The sequence below is a fragment of the Botrimarina sp. genome (assembly GCF_040219535.1).
Taxonomy (GTDB): Bacteria; Planctomycetota; Planctomycetia; order Pirellulales; family Lacipirellulaceae; genus Botrimarina.
Genome location: NZ_JAVJSH010000012.1, coordinates 451,877 through 466,592, shown reverse-complemented (window position 1 = coordinate 466,592; position 14,716 = coordinate 451,877). Strand labels below are relative to the sequence as shown.

General features: G+C 70.5%; 10 protein-coding genes. 7 read left to right on the top strand and 3 right to left on the bottom strand.

What is annotated here, in order from left to right:
• Positions 1-192, bottom strand: coding sequence for a hypothetical protein (locus tag RIC11_RS06090; RefSeq protein ID WP_350209357.1), 192 nt, complete (start codon positions 190-192; stop codon positions 1-3).
• Between the two features lie 340 nt (positions 193-532).
• On the opposite strand from RIC11_RS06090, the gene RIC11_RS06085 reads away from it, so the two are divergent.
• Both RIC11_RS06085 and RIC11_RS06080 read left to right on the top strand, forming a co-directional pair.
• Positions 533-1,765, top strand: coding sequence for a BBP7 family outer membrane beta-barrel protein (locus RIC11_RS06085; protein ID WP_350209355.1), 1,233 nt, complete (start codon positions 533-535; stop codon positions 1,763-1,765).
• 145 nt (positions 1,766-1,910) lie between these two features.
• The gene (locus RIC11_RS06080) at positions 1,911-9,095 is read left to right on the top strand and encodes a DUF7619 domain-containing protein (RefSeq protein WP_350209353.1); all 7,185 of its coding nucleotides are present in this window, start codon (positions 1,911-1,913) and stop codon (positions 9,093-9,095) included.
• A gap of 59 nt (positions 9,096-9,154) precedes the next feature.
• Here the strand turns inward: RIC11_RS06080 and RIC11_RS06075 are convergent, their stop codons facing one another.
• Together RIC11_RS06075 and RIC11_RS06070 are read right to left on the bottom strand one after the other, a co-directional pair.
• A complete protein-coding gene (locus tag RIC11_RS06075; protein ID WP_350209352.1) occupies positions 9,155-9,985 on the bottom strand; it encodes a hypothetical protein in 831 nt (276 codons plus the stop codon).
• Positions 9,986-10,071: 86 nt separating this feature from the next.
• Positions 10,072-10,689, bottom strand: coding sequence for a hypothetical protein (locus RIC11_RS06070; protein ID WP_350209350.1), 618 nt, complete (start codon positions 10,687-10,689; stop codon positions 10,072-10,074).
• A 203-nt stretch (positions 10,690-10,892) separates the two neighbouring features.
• On the opposite strand from RIC11_RS06070, the gene RIC11_RS06065 reads away from it, so the two are divergent.
• The 5 genes from RIC11_RS06065 to RIC11_RS06045 all read left to right on the top strand — a co-directional run bounded on the left by RIC11_RS06065 (position 10,893) and on the right by RIC11_RS06045 (position 14,710).
• Positions 10,893-11,603, top strand: coding sequence for a GntR family transcriptional regulator (locus tag RIC11_RS06065; RefSeq protein ID WP_350209349.1), 711 nt, complete (start codon positions 10,893-10,895; stop codon positions 11,601-11,603).
• 81 nt (positions 11,604-11,684) lie between these two features.
• Positions 11,685-12,671, top strand: a complete 987-nt coding sequence (locus RIC11_RS06060) for a DUF1559 domain-containing protein (protein ID WP_350209347.1) — start codon at positions 11,685-11,687, stop codon at positions 12,669-12,671.
• A gap of 21 nt (positions 12,672-12,692) precedes the next feature.
• Positions 12,693-13,142 (top strand): hypothetical protein, encoded by a 450-nt coding sequence (locus RIC11_RS06055; protein WP_350209345.1) that lies wholly within the window; start codon positions 12,693-12,695, stop codon positions 13,140-13,142.
• Between the two features lie 15 nt (positions 13,143-13,157).
• Positions 13,158-13,628 (top strand): DUF3830 family protein, encoded by a 471-nt coding sequence (locus tag RIC11_RS06050; RefSeq protein ID WP_350209343.1) that lies wholly within the window; start codon positions 13,158-13,160, stop codon positions 13,626-13,628.
• Positions 13,628-14,710, top strand: a complete 1,083-nt coding sequence (locus tag RIC11_RS06045) for a phosphotransferase (protein WP_350209341.1) — start codon at positions 13,628-13,630, stop codon at positions 14,708-14,710. Before RIC11_RS06050 ends, RIC11_RS06045 begins: the two co-directional genes overlap by 1 nt.
• The last annotated feature ends 6 nt before the right edge of the window (positions 14,711-14,716 follow it).

The window sequence follows — 14,716 nt, the reverse complement described above, 5'->3', positions numbered from 1 at the left end:
TTATTTCTTGGGGCCCTTCTTCGCGGCGGTCGTCAGCCCCTTCGCGAAGAGGTCCGCCGCTTCGGACGCCGGCAGGTGGGCGAGCACCAGGAACGCCTCGCTGAGGACACGCCGGGCTTCGGCCGCGTTGATCTTCGTCTTGTCGGTGTCTACGCGTCGGGCGACTTCGCTGTAGAAATCGGTGAGCTTCACGGCGAGAGCCTCGTGGGGTGAGAACAGGATCGGGAGCACGGAGCGGCCCGCTGGGCTGCCGAGCCACGACGAGACCGCCCACGGCAAAGCTAGCGGACGAGCGCCGATCGGAGAAGGCGACCGCCGACGCGGACCGCCCGCGGCGGCCGGATCCGGGATCCGCCGCTGCCGCACCAACCCGCACACTCGCCGCGACCCGGCCAAGCGGCGCCACCGCCACGAGCGCCATTCGCGGCGTCGGGCTGTGGCGGTTAACGCGATCGGACGAATCCACCGGTAGCCGCGCGTAGAGGTGAGCACGGTCCGACTACCGCTGCGGGACACACCAAAGAGGAGCCGGATGCTGGCACGCTGGGTTCTAACGATCGCCGGGCCGGCGCTTGGTCTCTCGGGCGTCGTCGCCGCGGCGGGCGCCGCGGAGGGTGTCGGCTGCACGGCGCCGGTCGCCGTGGCCAACGCCTGCGACGCGTCCTGCCGCTGCGGCCCGCAGTGGAACGCCACGGTCGACTACCTGCACTGGTGGGTGGACGACGCCCCAACCCCCACGCTGCTAACCACCAGCCCGGTCGGCACGCCCCAGCCAACGGCGGGCGTGCTTGGCCAGTCGACTACGAGCCCGCTGTACGGCGGCGCCGCGAGTGACACGCCGAGCGGCTCCGGCGTGCGATTCGACCTCGAGCGGAGGCTCTCTGGGGGCGTGTCGCTGGGCGGTGAGTTCTTTTGGCTGGGCGCCGACGATGGCCTGCGGGCCTCGTCCGATGGCGACCCCGGGTTGATGCGGCCGTTCTTCAACACGGACCCGTCGGTCCTCGCGCCCGACGCAGAGCTGATCGCGTTCGACGATCCTGACACGGGCGACGTGCTCGACGGCGCCGCGGCGATCGACGCGCGGCTCGACGCCTGGTCGGCGGCGCTCGCGTGCCGGTGGAACCTGCTCGACCACTGCTCGCCGCGCCACGCGGGGCGGCTGACCGGGTCGATCGGCTATCGCTACTTCCGGCTCGACGAGTCGCTCGACGTGGCGACGCGGTCAGTCGTCACGGCGACCGGCGGCTTGGTCGCCCAGGGGACGACGTTCGACGTGCGCGACTCGCTGGACGCGACGAACGACTTCCACGGCCTGGAGTTGGGCGTCGCCTCGCAAGAGCGCTACGGCCCCTGGTCGCTGCGCGTGATCGGCAAGCTGGCGATCGGCGGAGTGCGCAACGAGACGCGCCTCGCCGGATCGACCGTGACGACGGTCCCGTCGGTCGCGCCGTTCGCCGAGTCGGGCGGCTTGCTCGCTCAGCCGACCAACAGCGGCTCGGCATCCGACAACCGCTTCGCTTTGCTCCCCGAGCTCCGGCTCGATCTGAGCCGCCGCCTCGGCCCGAGCACCCAGGTGCGGGTGGGCTACACGCTCTTGTACCTGACCGACGCGGTGCGGGCCGGCGCGCTGGTCGATCCGGCGGTCGACGGCCGCTTCCTCGACCCCGGCCCCGCCCCCGGCGACGCCGACTCGCCCGCCCGGCGGGTGAGCGACTCGACGGTCTGGCTGCAGGGGATAAACGTCGGGCTGGTGCGCCTCTACTAGTTCTCCCGCGTGGCCCGATTTTTCCGGGCGGCCAGGGCGCTGCGGGCGACTCTGCGGCGTGCATCGACTGGGCAGCCAATTATAGTGAGCGGGTTTCCCGAAGCCCTGCGGGGCGCCGCGACCCGTCTGCTATTGATCCAGCCGCATGAGTTTCCGCACCCGTAGGCGGCAGGTCCGCCGCGCTCCGCGCCGATACGATCGACGTCGAAACGAAGGCCGCCTCCGCCCGGGCGAAACGCTCGAGCCCCGCCTGGCGCTCGACGCGGCCGCTTGGGTCGGCGGCGACGGCTTCTGGGACGATCCGGCCAATTGGTCCACCGGCCAGGTCCCCGGCCCCGGCGACGACGCGACCCTGAACGTGCCGGGCACGGTCACGGTCACCGTGCGCGACGGACGAGCGATCGGCACGATCGCCGGCGCAGAGAACCTGCTGATCGCCGCGGGCTCGGGCCGGCTGACGGTCGGCGGCGCGAGCACCTACGGCGGGGTGATCGACATCGGCGGCGAGCTAGCGCTCTCCGGCGACCTGGCGGGCGCCGGCGCGGTCGAAAACCGCGGCGCGCTCCGCGGCTTGGCCGACGCCGCCGTGACGATCGGCTACGCCGGAGCGGAGGGCGCGACGCTCGCCGTCGACGCGGGGCGGCTCACGCTCTCCGGCGGCGCCCACGTCGGGGGCGTGTTCCAGGTCGACGCCGGGGCGACCCTCGAGCTGGCAGGCGTCCACGACTTCCGCGGCGACAGCGTCGGCGTGGGCGCCGGCCGCGTCGAATGGACCGGCACGCTCCGCAGCATCGACCCGCGCGACCGCGGCGCGATCGACTTCGACGAGGGCCTCCTCTTCTGGGTCGACGGCTCGGCGAGCAACCTGATCAACAACGGGTTCGTGCAGATCGACACGGCCGCCGGACTAAACGTCACCGGCGCGCTGACGAACAACGGCTCGTTCGTTCACCAGAGCGAATCAACGGTCACCCTCAACCAGCATTCGGAGTTCGTCAACCACGGCGTGTACGAATTCCGCGGCGACGGCGAGCTCGTCCTCTCGCCCGGCACGTCGGCCGTGTACACGACGATCTTCCACAACCTGGGAGTGATCCGGAAATCGGGCGGCGACGGCGTGAGCCGCGTTTACTCCAACCTCGCGAACACCTTCCTCAACCACACCGGCGAGGCCGACGCCCGCACGGGCACGCTCGCTCTGGACGTGCGCACCCTGCAGGTCGAGCGGCAGCCGTTCCAGGGCGACTACCTGCGTGGCGGCGTGTACCGCGTCGCCGACGGGGCGACCCTCCTGCTGCAAGACGGCTTCAACATCGTCAACAACCACGCCACGGTCATCCTCGAAGGGCCCGGCGCGGCGTTCCCGGCGATCGACACGCTGGCGAGCAACGCCGGCGTGTTCCACCTGGAAGGGGGCCGCGACTTCTCGGCCGGCGGCGACCTGACCAACGGCGTCGAGCGGATCGACGTGCGGATGCAGAACGCCCTGGTCACGGGGCTGAACGATCAGCTTGGCATCGCTGTTGACCCCGACTCCGGCAACGTTTTGCTCCTCTCGCGCGACGAGTCCATCATCCGCGAGGTCGACGCCAACGGCCGCACCGTCCGCACGATCCCGCGCCCGACCGAGCCGACCAGCGGCACGGGCATCTCGGCCCTGACCGGCTTGGACGTGGCCTCGGCGCCCGTGAGCATCGGCGGCGTCATTGTGCCGGCCGGAACACTCTTGATGAGCTACGGCGACGACGCCCCACCCCAGGTGCTCGCGCTCGACCGGTCCACCGGCCAGGAGCTGGCGGGCGTCGCCTTCGACGACCTGCCGCGCGGCCAGCCGGGCGTGGCGCACCACCCGGGCCGCGGCACGCTGTTCATCATGTCGTCCGACAACCGGCTCTACGAGGTCGACCCGTCGGACGGCTCGCTGGTGAACTCGTTCGGCCTCAACGGCGTCGGGTCGCCCACGGTGGTCTCGCTGAACATCGTCGGCGGCGTCGAGGTCAACGAGGCGACGGGCAACCTGTACGTCGCCGTGGACCGCGAGTCGCTCATCCGGGAGTTGACGCCGACCGGCGACTGGGTCGCCGACTACGACCTGGAGCACCTCGGCCCGCGGGCCCGCAACACGGTCAACAACTTCTCCGGGATCGCCGTCGACAACGCGACGGGCGATGTCTGGATCCTCAACCGAGAGAAGCGCCTGTGGCGGTTCTCGGCGCCCAACCGCGGCGTGTTCGGCGAACTCGACCTGGCCGCCGGCAGCACGATGACGGTGAACGGGGAGTTCACGCAGGTCGCGTCCGCGACGACCCGCGTCGAACTGGCCGGCCGGCCCAGCGACCTCGCGTCGGGCCGGCTCGACGTGGTCGGCGACGCCGCGCTCGGCGGCGCGCTCGAGGTCACCCAGTCCGCCGGTTTCACGCCCGTCACGGGCGACCAGTTCACGGTCGTCAGCTTCGCGGCGCGCAACGGGACGGAGTTCGACGCGATCGTCACTCCCGAGGGCGTCACCTCGCGGCACACCGACGGGGCGGTGGTCGCCACCGTCGGCGACGCGCCGGTCGGCTCGCCTGACTTGGTGGTCTCTGGCGTGACGGGGCCGACGAGCGTCGTCGCCGGCGGCGAGGCGACGATCTCTTGGACCGTCACGAACGCCGGCCCGGTCGCGGCCGCCGGCCCGTGGCGCGACGCGGTTTCGCTCACCCGCACGACGATCGAGCAAGTCAGCGACCCCAGCGCCGATGGCGAGCTTCTCACGGTCGTCTACGAGGACCGCTTGCTGATCGAAGACGTGCTGGTCGGCGACGGCGCCCCCCTCGCACCGGGTGAGTCGCGCACCTTCTCGGCGACGGTGCGTGTCCCCGCACGGGAGCTGGGGGAGTACTACTGGCAAGTCGAAACCAACGCCCGCTTCGACCTGGTCGAGGAGTCGGCCGACGACACGCTCAACGCCGCGCTGGGTGAGCAAGCCGTCGTGCTCGACGTGCCGGTCCTGCCCATCGACGGCGCGGCGGTCGACGCGGTCTTCTCCGCCGAGGGGCAGCCACTCTGGTTCCGCCTCGACGGCGTGCAGGACCGCGACATCCAGGTGTCCGCCGACCTGCTCGCCGCGACGGGCGTCACGGAGCTGTACCTCGGCGCGGGGTACTTGCCGACGCGGTACGACTACACCCACCGCCATCAGCAGCTGGGGGCGGCCGACGTGTCGGCCGTCGCGCCGCTAGCCGAAGCTGGCGCCGCCGCCGGCGACGTGTGGTACGTCGCGGCCTACCCGAAAGAGCTGCCCGGGGTGGACACGCCCGTAAGCCTTGCTGCCGAGCGGGCGGCGCCGACGCTCGCCGAGGTCGCGTCGGCAGCGTACTCCGCGGCAGGGCGGCAAACGCTCGACGTGCGGGGCGCGAACCTCAGCGCCGACGTCGGGTACCGCTTGGTCGACCCGACCGGCGGCGGTGCGCGGGACAGCCTGTCGGTCGTCGCCGAGGCGGCCGACCGGGCGTTCGTCGCGTTCGACCTGACGGGGCTCGCCCCCGGCGTGTACGACCTCGTCGCCCTGGACAACGGCGCCGAAGCCGACCGCCTCGTCGGCGGCGTCACCCTGCAGGCCGCTCCGACGACGACCGCCCCGCCGGAGATCCGCTACTGGCTCTCGGTCCCCGAGGTGATGCGCGCGGATCGGCCCGCCGAGGTCACGATCCACTACACCAACCAGGGCTCGCGCGACGCGGCGCTGCCGTGGCTGACGCTCCAGGCCAGCGCGGGCACGCTCAGCCTGAAGCACGGGATGAACTACGGCGACTCGGCCATCACGGTCCTGAGCCAGGCGCCAACGCCCGGGCTCACCGTCTTGCCGGCCGGGGCCACGGGGCAAGTGAGGCTGCTGTTCCGCTCACCGGCGATCCCGGAGAAGGTCAAGTTCTCGCTGCACGCCGCGACGGTGGACGACCCGGACTTCGCCAGCCGCGAGATCGACTGGTCCGCGATCGGCAGCCTGCAGCGCCCCGCCGGCGCCGACGCCCAGGCGTGGCAGGCGCTGGTCGACCGCAACCGGGCCCGGTACGGCGACACCTACGCCGAGCTGCACGAGTTCGCCGTCGCCGAGGTGCAAGACCTGGTCGCGGCCGGCTACCGCAACGTGCAGTTTTACGACGGAAGGGTCGATTTCGACGTGCCCGCGGCGCCGTCCGAGCCGTTCACAGTGCGCGGCGTCGGCGTCGGCGCGCCCGGCTCGCCTGCCGGTTTCGCGTTGTTCGCGTCGGCGCTGGAGGAGCCCGGTCAGCCGTCGGGCGAAGAGAGCGATACCGGCGGCGTCGAGGTCGCCATGGCGACCGGCGGCGACGGTATCGCCGAGGTCCACACGGTCGTCATCGGGCCGAACTTCAACGCCGGCCTGCCGGGCGCGCAGCGCGACGCCGACGCGTTCGCGAAGCTGATCACGACCGGCGCCAACTACTCCGGCCCCGAGCCGATCCTAGTCAATTACGACGACTCCACGCCAGAGAACATCCTGGACAGCCTCCGCCGCGCGGCCGGCGAAGTCGACGCAGACGACACGCTGTTCGTCTACTGGGCGAGCCACGGGATCTGCAGCGTCGACGAGAGCAACCTCGATGTGATCGACGCGGATCGGGGACTCACGCGGCCGCGCGACGTGTACTTCAGCGTTGGCGACACCCAGGACACCACCCAGAGAGTCACGCCCGCCGATATCAACACCATTTTCGCGGGCGTGCCGGGCCAGACCGCGATCGTGGCCGACACGTGCCACTCGGGCGAGGTGTTATCGCGTGTCGACGCGGACGTCCGGATTGCGTCCGCCGGCATCCGGAGCGTAATCGATTCCCCCTCGTTCGGTTCGTTCCTCCGCCAGGAACTGCAAGACGCGCCGACCGGCGCCAACCTGGTGCAAGCCGCGGAGCGGGCGGCGGATAAGTTCGTCGAGAACACGGTGGAAACCTACGCCGCAAATAGCAAGAAACCGAATATTCGGTCGACGGTCGATGCTCTCCGAGACGAACGCTTCTCGTGGCCGACCGATCCCGGAACGGGGCAAACGGTCGAATCGCTCTGGCTCGATTTTCAAGACAACTACCTTTACGCGGAGGGACTCACGGAGGAGCAACGAACCGAGCGTGCCCGGAACTGGAGAAACCTTTCCCGTGCAGCGGTCAGCCTGCCGTTGATTGACCGCGGCGACAACGCCGAGGATCCCCTTCCCAGCCTCAGCTTCAAGGCCAAGGGCCCGGGCGAGGAAGACACCGCCGTCGGCCAGACCGAGAAGACCCTCCGCGGCCTCGAGCCGGTTTACGAGACCGAGTCCGACGTCCGCGCTTCGTACGACCCGAACGAGAAGGTCGGCCCGGCCGGGGTCGCCGGCGGGTTCGTTCGCTCCGGCGACGAGCTGCCGTTCACGGTGTACTTCGAGAACGACCCCGACAAGGCGACCCTGCCCGCCCAGGTCGTCACGATCACCGACACGCTCGACGCCGACCTCGACCTGGCGACCTTCGAGCTGGGCGACATCCTCGTCGGCGACGTGCTGATCGACGTGCCCGAGGGCCGCTACGCCTACGAGTCGACCGAGTCGCTCCGGTCGGCCGGCATCGACCTGGCGGTTCGCGTCGAAGCGGAGCTCGACTTCGCCACACGGACCGTCACGTGGGTGTTCGAGTCGATCGACCCGCTCACCGGCGAGCCGACGCTCGACCCGCTGGCCGGCTTCCTGCTGGTGAACGACGCCACCCGACGCGGGGAGGGCTCCGTTTCTTACACCGTGGCGACCTTCGACGCGCTCGCCACCGGCGTGCAGGTCGCCAACGACGCCGAGATCGTCTTCGACACCAACGCGCCACTGGTCACGAACACCACCCTCCACACGATCGACGAAACGGCCCCCACCAGCGCGCCCAGCAGCCTCCCCTCCACGCTCACCACGCCGACCTTCACCGTCACTTGGGCGGGCGACGACGGCGCCGGGTCGGGCGTCGTGGCGTACGACGTGTACGTCTCCGTAGACGGCGGGACGTTCCAGCTGCTGCTGGACGACACGGCGGCCACGTCGACCGAGTTCACCGGCGAGGTCGGCAAGACGTACGCCTTCTCGACCGTGGCGTCCGACGCGATCGGCTTCCTGGAGGCCAAGACCCCTTCCGCCGAGGCTTCGACCACCGTCGTCGTGCCTACGGCCGGCGGCCAGATCAGCGGCTACAGCTACATCGACGTCGACAACGACGGCCAGCTCGACCCGACCGAGACCCGCCTGCTCGGCGTCGCGGTTCAGCTCTTCCGCGACGGCGTGCTGGTCGCCACGGCGTTCTCTGACGCCGACGGCCTGTGGTGTTTCGACAACCTCCCGGCCGGGACCTACACGGTCCAGAAGGTGCAGCCGGCGATCTACCTGGCCGGCCAGGAGACCGTCGGCTCGCTCGGGGCAGAGGGCGTCGACGACAACCAGTTCCGCGTCGCGATGCAGGGCGACTCGACCGGGTCCGGCTACCTGTTCGCCGAACGTGGGCTGCTGCCCCAGCACATCGGCCGATCGCGGTACCTGGCGTCGACGCCCGAGAACGTCTGGCAGGGCGTCGACCTCTCCGTGAGCGACCAGTGGCTGACCCTCTCGCCCGAGGCGCCGCTCGTCACGGCTTGGCTCGGCTACAACCCCGACGGGGGCGAAGCACGCCTAGAGATGTACGACGCCCAAATGCAGCGGCTGGCCCCCGCCGCCGCGGCGGTCGACGGCGCCCTCTGGACCGCGCCCGCGGGGCAGACCCACTACCTGCGGCTCACCGGCGCGAACCCGGCGGTGCAATTGGCGCTGGAGTTCGACCGCCGCCAGGGCGATTACGACCTCGACGGGGCCGTCGGCCGCGGCGACCACGCCGCTTGGGCCGAAGCGTTCGGCGCCACGGTGACCCCCTTCACCGGCGCCGACGGCAACGGCGACGGCCGCATCGACTCGGCGGACTACTCCGTGTGGCGCGACGCGGTCGCCCAATCGGCCCCGCTCACCGCCCGCGGCCCCAACCCTTTCACTGCGGGCCAGCCGGCTGCGAGCGAGCCAGACACCGACGACACGCCGGTCCTCGCTATCCAGTCCTTCCCCGCCGGCGACACGCAGGGGTCCGCTACCCCCGAGGCCGACACGCTCGCGCCGCCAGTGGTGGATCGCGCGCTCGCTTTGCTGTTGCTCGACGAGAGCGGCCACGAGCAGCACGACTCCGCCAGCGAGGATCCCTCGAGCTCGCTCACGGACGACGGCGGCGACGCCCCCAGCGACGCCCTCTCAGCAGACGGCGCCGATGCTCTCGACTGGTCGCCGGAGCCGGAAGCGTTCTGAGCCCGCAGCGACGGCTCGAAGGCCCTGTCGCCCTCTGGCCCACGCACACGCCGCGCGGCTCAACGCCGCGCCGCGCACGCCGCCATCGCAGCGGCCACTAGCAGCCACGCGGCGGAGGGCTCGGGCGCGGCGGCCGCTGCGCCCGAGCCGCCACCCACCCCGTACTGCGAGACCCAGAAGTCGTAGTCCTCTTGGTCCACCTGGCCGGGGGTCGCCGCGTCGGGGTTCTCGCCGGGGAGCATCACCTCCTCGCCGAGGTTGTCGCGCCAGACCGTGTAGTCGGCGGCGTCGACGGCGCCGTCTTCGTTGTAGTCGCCGGGCAGCACGGTGGTGACGGTGAGGCTCACGTCGTCGATCAGGTACCGCCCCGTGCCGACGCCGAAGTCCGGGTTCTGCGGCGTGAACAGCACGCGGGCGACGTTGGCCGTCGGCGGCTTCACCACGTCGAAGCTCTGGGTCTCCCACTCGGGGTTCGTGTAAAAAGCAAATCCCGAAGCCAAGATGGCGCCCGACTCTGAGCTCTCGAGCATGTAGATCTGCGCGGCGATCCACGCGTCGAACTCCGGCAGAAACTGCCGGGCCTCGCGGACCGAGGCCTCGAGGGTGAGCGTCTCGCCCTCGGCGATCATCGAGATATCGACGTCCTGGACCAGCCAAGGGAGCCCGAGCGGCTCGACGATATCGAGGTCGGCCGAGAAACCGGAGCCCGAGGGCGTGTCGGTCGAGGTCTCGGCGGTGTTTGGTTCGAAACCGAACCACTCCCAGTCGTTCAGCCCGTCCTCGAAGTCGCCGTTGACGACCAGGTTCTGGGCAGGCAGCTCACTCGCGGTCAGCGCAAGCAGCGTCGGGCCAAGCGTGAGCAGGAAGAGCAGGCGGGGCAGCGCTCTCATATCGGTCCCTCGTGTTCGCTGGGCGGGTGGGGCGGGTTTCGCAGGTGGCGGGAGGCTTCACACGCTCGTTTGAGCGGTCGAGTCGATCAGCGCCGGCGGCGGCCCGGCAGCGCCGCGATGGCGACAGCGGCGAGCAGCAGCCCGGCGGGCTCCGGGATCGCCACGAGGCTCACGTCGTCGATCAGGTACTCGCCCGTGCCGACGCCAAATCCCGGGTTCTGCGGCGTGAACAACACCCGCGCGACCGTCGCCCCCGCGGGCACGGTCACGGTCGCCGACTGGGTCTCCCACTCGGGGTTGGTGAAGAACAACGCGGCCGACGACAAGATCGATCCGAGGTCAGGCGGGAGGAGCCACACCTGGGCCGCGATCCACGCGTCGGGGTTATTAGGCACGAGTTCCTTCACCGACACGGTCAGCGTCAGCTCGTCACCGACCGACGCGGGCACGTCCTGTTGCAACCACGGCAGGCCGGCGCCGGCGTTGATGTCGAGATAAGCCGACGACCCCACGCCCGATGGCGTGTCCGACGACAGCGAAGCCGTGTCGTTCACCCCGTCGCCGGTGAAGACCCATCCGTTCAAGCCGTCTTCAAAGCCGCCGTTGGTGAGCAGGCCGGCCTGCGCGGCGCCGGGCGCGGCCATCGCGGCGACGCCGAGTGCGAGGCCCGACACCAAACTCCTACGAACTCTCGAATCGATCATGGAGCAGCTCCCGTAGGTGGATCATCGAAAGAAACCATTTCGATCGCTTGCATGCAAGTTGACATGTTCCATGCAGGTGCGTAACTTACGCTCAACCAACCGCCGGTGTCAATTTTTTTCGCCACGCCGGTGAAAAATCGACGCCGGCCGACAGGCGCGGGGGCGGCGGCGGTCGCCCCCTTCGGACGGTCGAGGAGCGACGCATGCCAAAGCCAACGGGCTTGCCGGTTCAAGCCTTCCGCACCAGCCGCTACCCGGTGGTGCAAGCCATCGTCGATGCCGACGTCGACGCCACCCAGACGCTCTCCGACCGGGCCGGCGAGCAGCTGATGAAGAAGATCCTCAGCGGTGCGTACCCCGCCGGCACGCCGCTCAACAGCTCGGAGCTCGCCGAGTCGCTCGGCGTGAGCCGCACGCCGCTGGCCAAGGCGCTCGCGAAGCTCACCGCCGACGGGATCCTCGTCCAGCCGCGCAAGCAGCCCGCCATCGTCAGCACCGCCGCGGTCGACTGGCTCCAGCAAACGCGCCGGTTCCGGCGGCTGCTCGAGCCCGATGCGGCCGCGTGGGCGACCGGCCAGTTCGACCAAGATGCGCTCGACGACCTCTGGGCCCTCTCGCGCGAGGCGGAGCCCAGCCCGCGCCACGACTGGAAGGGCGCCGCGAAGTTCTTCGACTTCGCCGTGCACCTTTGCATAGCGGAGTTCTGCGGGAACGAGCCTCTGCGGGTCGCTATCCGCAAGTGCCTCGCGTACCGCCGCTTGGCCTACGCGGTGTCCGAGCCGCCCGAGGCCGGGCTGAAGTCGGACCTGGAGGAGCACGTGGCGGTGCTCGACGCGATCACCCGGGGCGACCCCGCCGCGGCCAAGCGGGCCATGGAGAGGCACCTCGACCGGGCGATCCAGCAAAACAGCTGAGGGCGCCCCCTTCCAGGGCGCAGTCCTCTGTTCACGGCCGCCAACACGCAAGGGACACGACGCATGAAAGCCCTGCCGCCCATGACAGCACGGCCCTCGCTGTCGATCCAGCGGGCGCCGGCCGCCCGCCGCGGGTTCACGCTGGTCGAGTTGCTGGTCGTGATCGCCATCATCGGGATCCTGATCGCGCTGTTGCTCCCGGCGGTCCAAGCGGCGCGCGAGGCCGCGCGGCGCAGCCAGTGTTTGAACAACCTCAAACAGATCGGCATGGCCATGCACAACCACCACGCCGCAAAGAACCGCTTCCCGCCCGGCTGGGCCGAGGACGACGCGCCCGACCCGAAGGCGCGCGGCCCCTTCGCCGGGTGGGGTGTGCTGATCCTGCCCTACATGGAAGAGAACCCGCTCTACGACCGGTTCGACTTCGAGAAGAAGATCAACGACGGCACGCCCGGCGGCGAGGTCGACAACATCGACCTCATCGGCGACCGGCTCGAGGTGTACCGCTGCCCGTCGGACGACGGCCCCCCGTCCGACCCGTGGGAGGCCTACGGCGGGTACTACCCGGAGATCCCGGCGCTGGGCGTGTCGAACTACGTGGCGAGCGGCATCAACTGCGCCCCCTGCACGTACGGCGCCCTGCAGCGTGGCGAGAAGAAGTTCGCGTGCCCGGAGGGGCCGACCGGCGTGCTGTTCCGCAACAGCGACATCGCCACGTCGGACATCGTCGACGGCACGTCGAAGACCTTCTTGGCCGGCGAACGGTCCTACGAGTCACGCAACGGGGTGAGCTCGACCGCCTACTGGGCCGGCCCCCCCGGCGCGGTGAGCGACGGGCTCGCCTGCTTCTCCGCGACCATGATCGCCAGCACGATCACGCAGTGGGGCACCGCGGACCACAAGAAGATGATCAACGGCCACGGGTTCGGCTTCCACAGCCTCCACCCCGGCGGGGTCGAGGTCGCGATGGCCGATGGCTCCGCCCGCTTCTTGCAGGAAAACATCAGCCAGATGACGGCGGTCCAGCTGCTGGAGATCGCCGACGGCGCGGTGATCGACCTGCAATAGCCCCCGAACCCCGTGCGCACCATGCCCGCTACGCTCCGATACGCCCTCGGCGCTGCTGCGCTCGCGGCCTCCGTTGCGGGGTGCGGCGAGGGCGGCCCGCCGCGCAGCCCGGTCAGCGGCCGCGTGACGTTCAACGGCGAGCCGATCGACGAAGGGCGTATCTCGTTGCTGCCGATCGCGGACACCGGCGACGGCACGGTCACCGCGCCCATCACCGGGGGCGAGTACGCTCTGCGCGGCGACAACGCGCCGGCCGTCGGCGAGTACCGCGTCGAGATCGAGGGGTTCCGCAAGACCGGCAGGACCGTACGCAACCTCGCCAGCCCCGATCGCAACAAGGCGGCGCCACCCACCGTCGACGAGGTGACACCCTTTGTGCCCCCCCAGTTCAACTTGCAGAGCACGCTCTCGATCCGGGTCACGGCGGAGCCCACCCAGAAAGACTTCGACCTTGTCGCTCGGAACCGCTAACACCAACCCCACCGCATGTCGCGCGCAAAACAAATCCGCCTTTGCTTCCCCGACGAGGGGGCCTCGGCCAGCGCGCGGCTGCTCTGGACCGAAGCGCCAGCCACTTGCGAGGCCGTCCTCTCGGCGCTGCCGGCGCGCGGCGACTCGCACCACGCGATCTACTCCGGCAGCGAGTGCGTGCTGCTGCTGCCCGAGGTGTTGCGATTGCCGAAAGAGAACGCGACGTCAAAGGTGCGGCGCGGTCAAGTCGCGTTCACCTGGATGCAGGCGGGCGCCGCCTACGGTGTGGAACAAGACTTCGCCGAGGTCTGTTGGTTCTACGACCTCGACGCCGAGCCGCGCATGTGGGGCGGGGTGGTCGAGGTAAACATCTTCGCCGAGATCACCGAACCGGCCGACGACTTCTACCGCGTCTGCTTCCGGATGCGGCGCGAAGGGGTCAAGCCGTTGCTCATCGAGTCCGCGCCGGAGGAGGACACCCCCTGATGGCCGACGCCCCGATTCTGCCCGCGTTCGACGCGGCCGCTTTCTGCCGCCAGCACTACCGGCTCGAGCGGGCCGAAGTGGTCGGCGTGCTCCAAGGCGGCATGTTCGCCAAGCCGCTGCTGCTGCGCGCCGGGGAGGGTCGGTTCGTGCTCCGCCGCCACACGATCCGCTCGACCAGCGAAGCGTTCCGCTTCCAGGCCGAGTCCATCGACGCGGCCGCGCGGGCGGGCGTCGCTTGCGCGGAGGTCGTGCCGGCCACGTCCGGCGCCTGGAGCGTCCCGGCCGGCGACGGGTCGCACGTGGTGGCGCTGCACCGGTACGTCGACGGGGAGGTGATCGACTGGCCGCGGTGGCGCGAGCGGTGCGAGCGCGAGCCCGGTTTCCTCGAGTCACTCGGCCGCGCCGTCGGGCGGCTCCACACGGCGCTCGCCGAAGCGCGCCCCGCGGGCGACCCGGAATTAAGCGTCGGCGCGCCGCCGATCCGGTTCGATCGCCTCCCAGAGATCCGCCGCCACTGGGAGCGGTCGGTCCTCACGCTGCTCGCCCGCGGCGAGCGCGACGACGAGGCCCGCGCGGCGATCCTCGGCTCGCGGGCGCGGATCGACGGCCATTGGGACTGGCTCGAGCGGCAAGTGGCGCGCTGCGAGGTGGCGTCGCTCCCCCGCCAGCCCGTGCACGGCGACGTCTCGGCGGTGAACATCGTGTGGGCCGCCGACGGGCAGCCGGCCTTCATCGATTGGGACGCGGCCCACGTGGGTTGGCGGCTTTACGACGCGCTCGGCGACATCCTCAACCGCACCCCCAACGGCCGCCCCGACCAGAACCGCTTCCGTGTCGACCACGTGGCCCGCTATCTGGCGGGATACGAGTCCGCGCTCCGCTCTCCGCTCACCCAGCCCGAGCGCGAGGCGATCCCGGCCTTCTGCCTGGCGCGGCAGCTAGAGGACCTGCGACAGCGCGTGGCCACGCTGCCGACACTCCCCCCGGCAAACCGCCGCCTGTACGCCGAGCTGATCGCGATGCGCGTCGACATGATGGACCAGATCGCGGGGGCCGAGTTCCCCTTGTTGCAGACAGCCTGACAAAAA

What these genes read in the sequence shown, in the direction of transcription:
- RIC11_RS06085 (WP_350209355.1), top strand. Translation starts at nt 533, where the DNA reads ATGCTGGCACGCTGGGTTCTAACGATCGCCGGGCCGGCGCTTGGTCTC.
- RIC11_RS06080 (WP_350209353.1), top strand. Translation starts at nt 1,911, where the DNA reads ATGAGTTTCCGCACCCGTAGGCGGCAGGTCCGCCGCGCTCCGCGCCGA.
- RIC11_RS06075 (WP_350209352.1), bottom strand. Translation starts at nt 9,985, where the DNA reads ATGAGAGCGCTGCCCCGCCTGCTCTTCCTGCTCACGCTTGGCCCGACG.
- RIC11_RS06070 (WP_350209350.1), bottom strand. Translation starts at nt 10,689, where the DNA reads ATGATCGATTCGAGAGTTCGTAGGAGTTTGGTGTCGGGCCTCGCACTC.
- RIC11_RS06065 (WP_350209349.1), top strand. Translation starts at nt 10,893, where the DNA reads ATGCCAAAGCCAACGGGCTTGCCGGTTCAAGCCTTCCGCACCAGCCGC.
- RIC11_RS06060 (WP_350209347.1), top strand. Translation starts at nt 11,685, where the DNA reads ATGACAGCACGGCCCTCGCTGTCGATCCAGCGGGCGCCGGCCGCCCGC.
- RIC11_RS06055 (WP_350209345.1), top strand. Translation starts at nt 12,693, where the DNA reads ATGCCCGCTACGCTCCGATACGCCCTCGGCGCTGCTGCGCTCGCGGCC.
- RIC11_RS06050 (WP_350209343.1), top strand. Translation starts at nt 13,158, where the DNA reads ATGTCGCGCGCAAAACAAATCCGCCTTTGCTTCCCCGACGAGGGGGCC.
- RIC11_RS06045 (WP_350209341.1), top strand. Translation starts at nt 13,628, where the DNA reads ATGGCCGACGCCCCGATTCTGCCCGCGTTCGACGCGGCCGCTTTCTGC.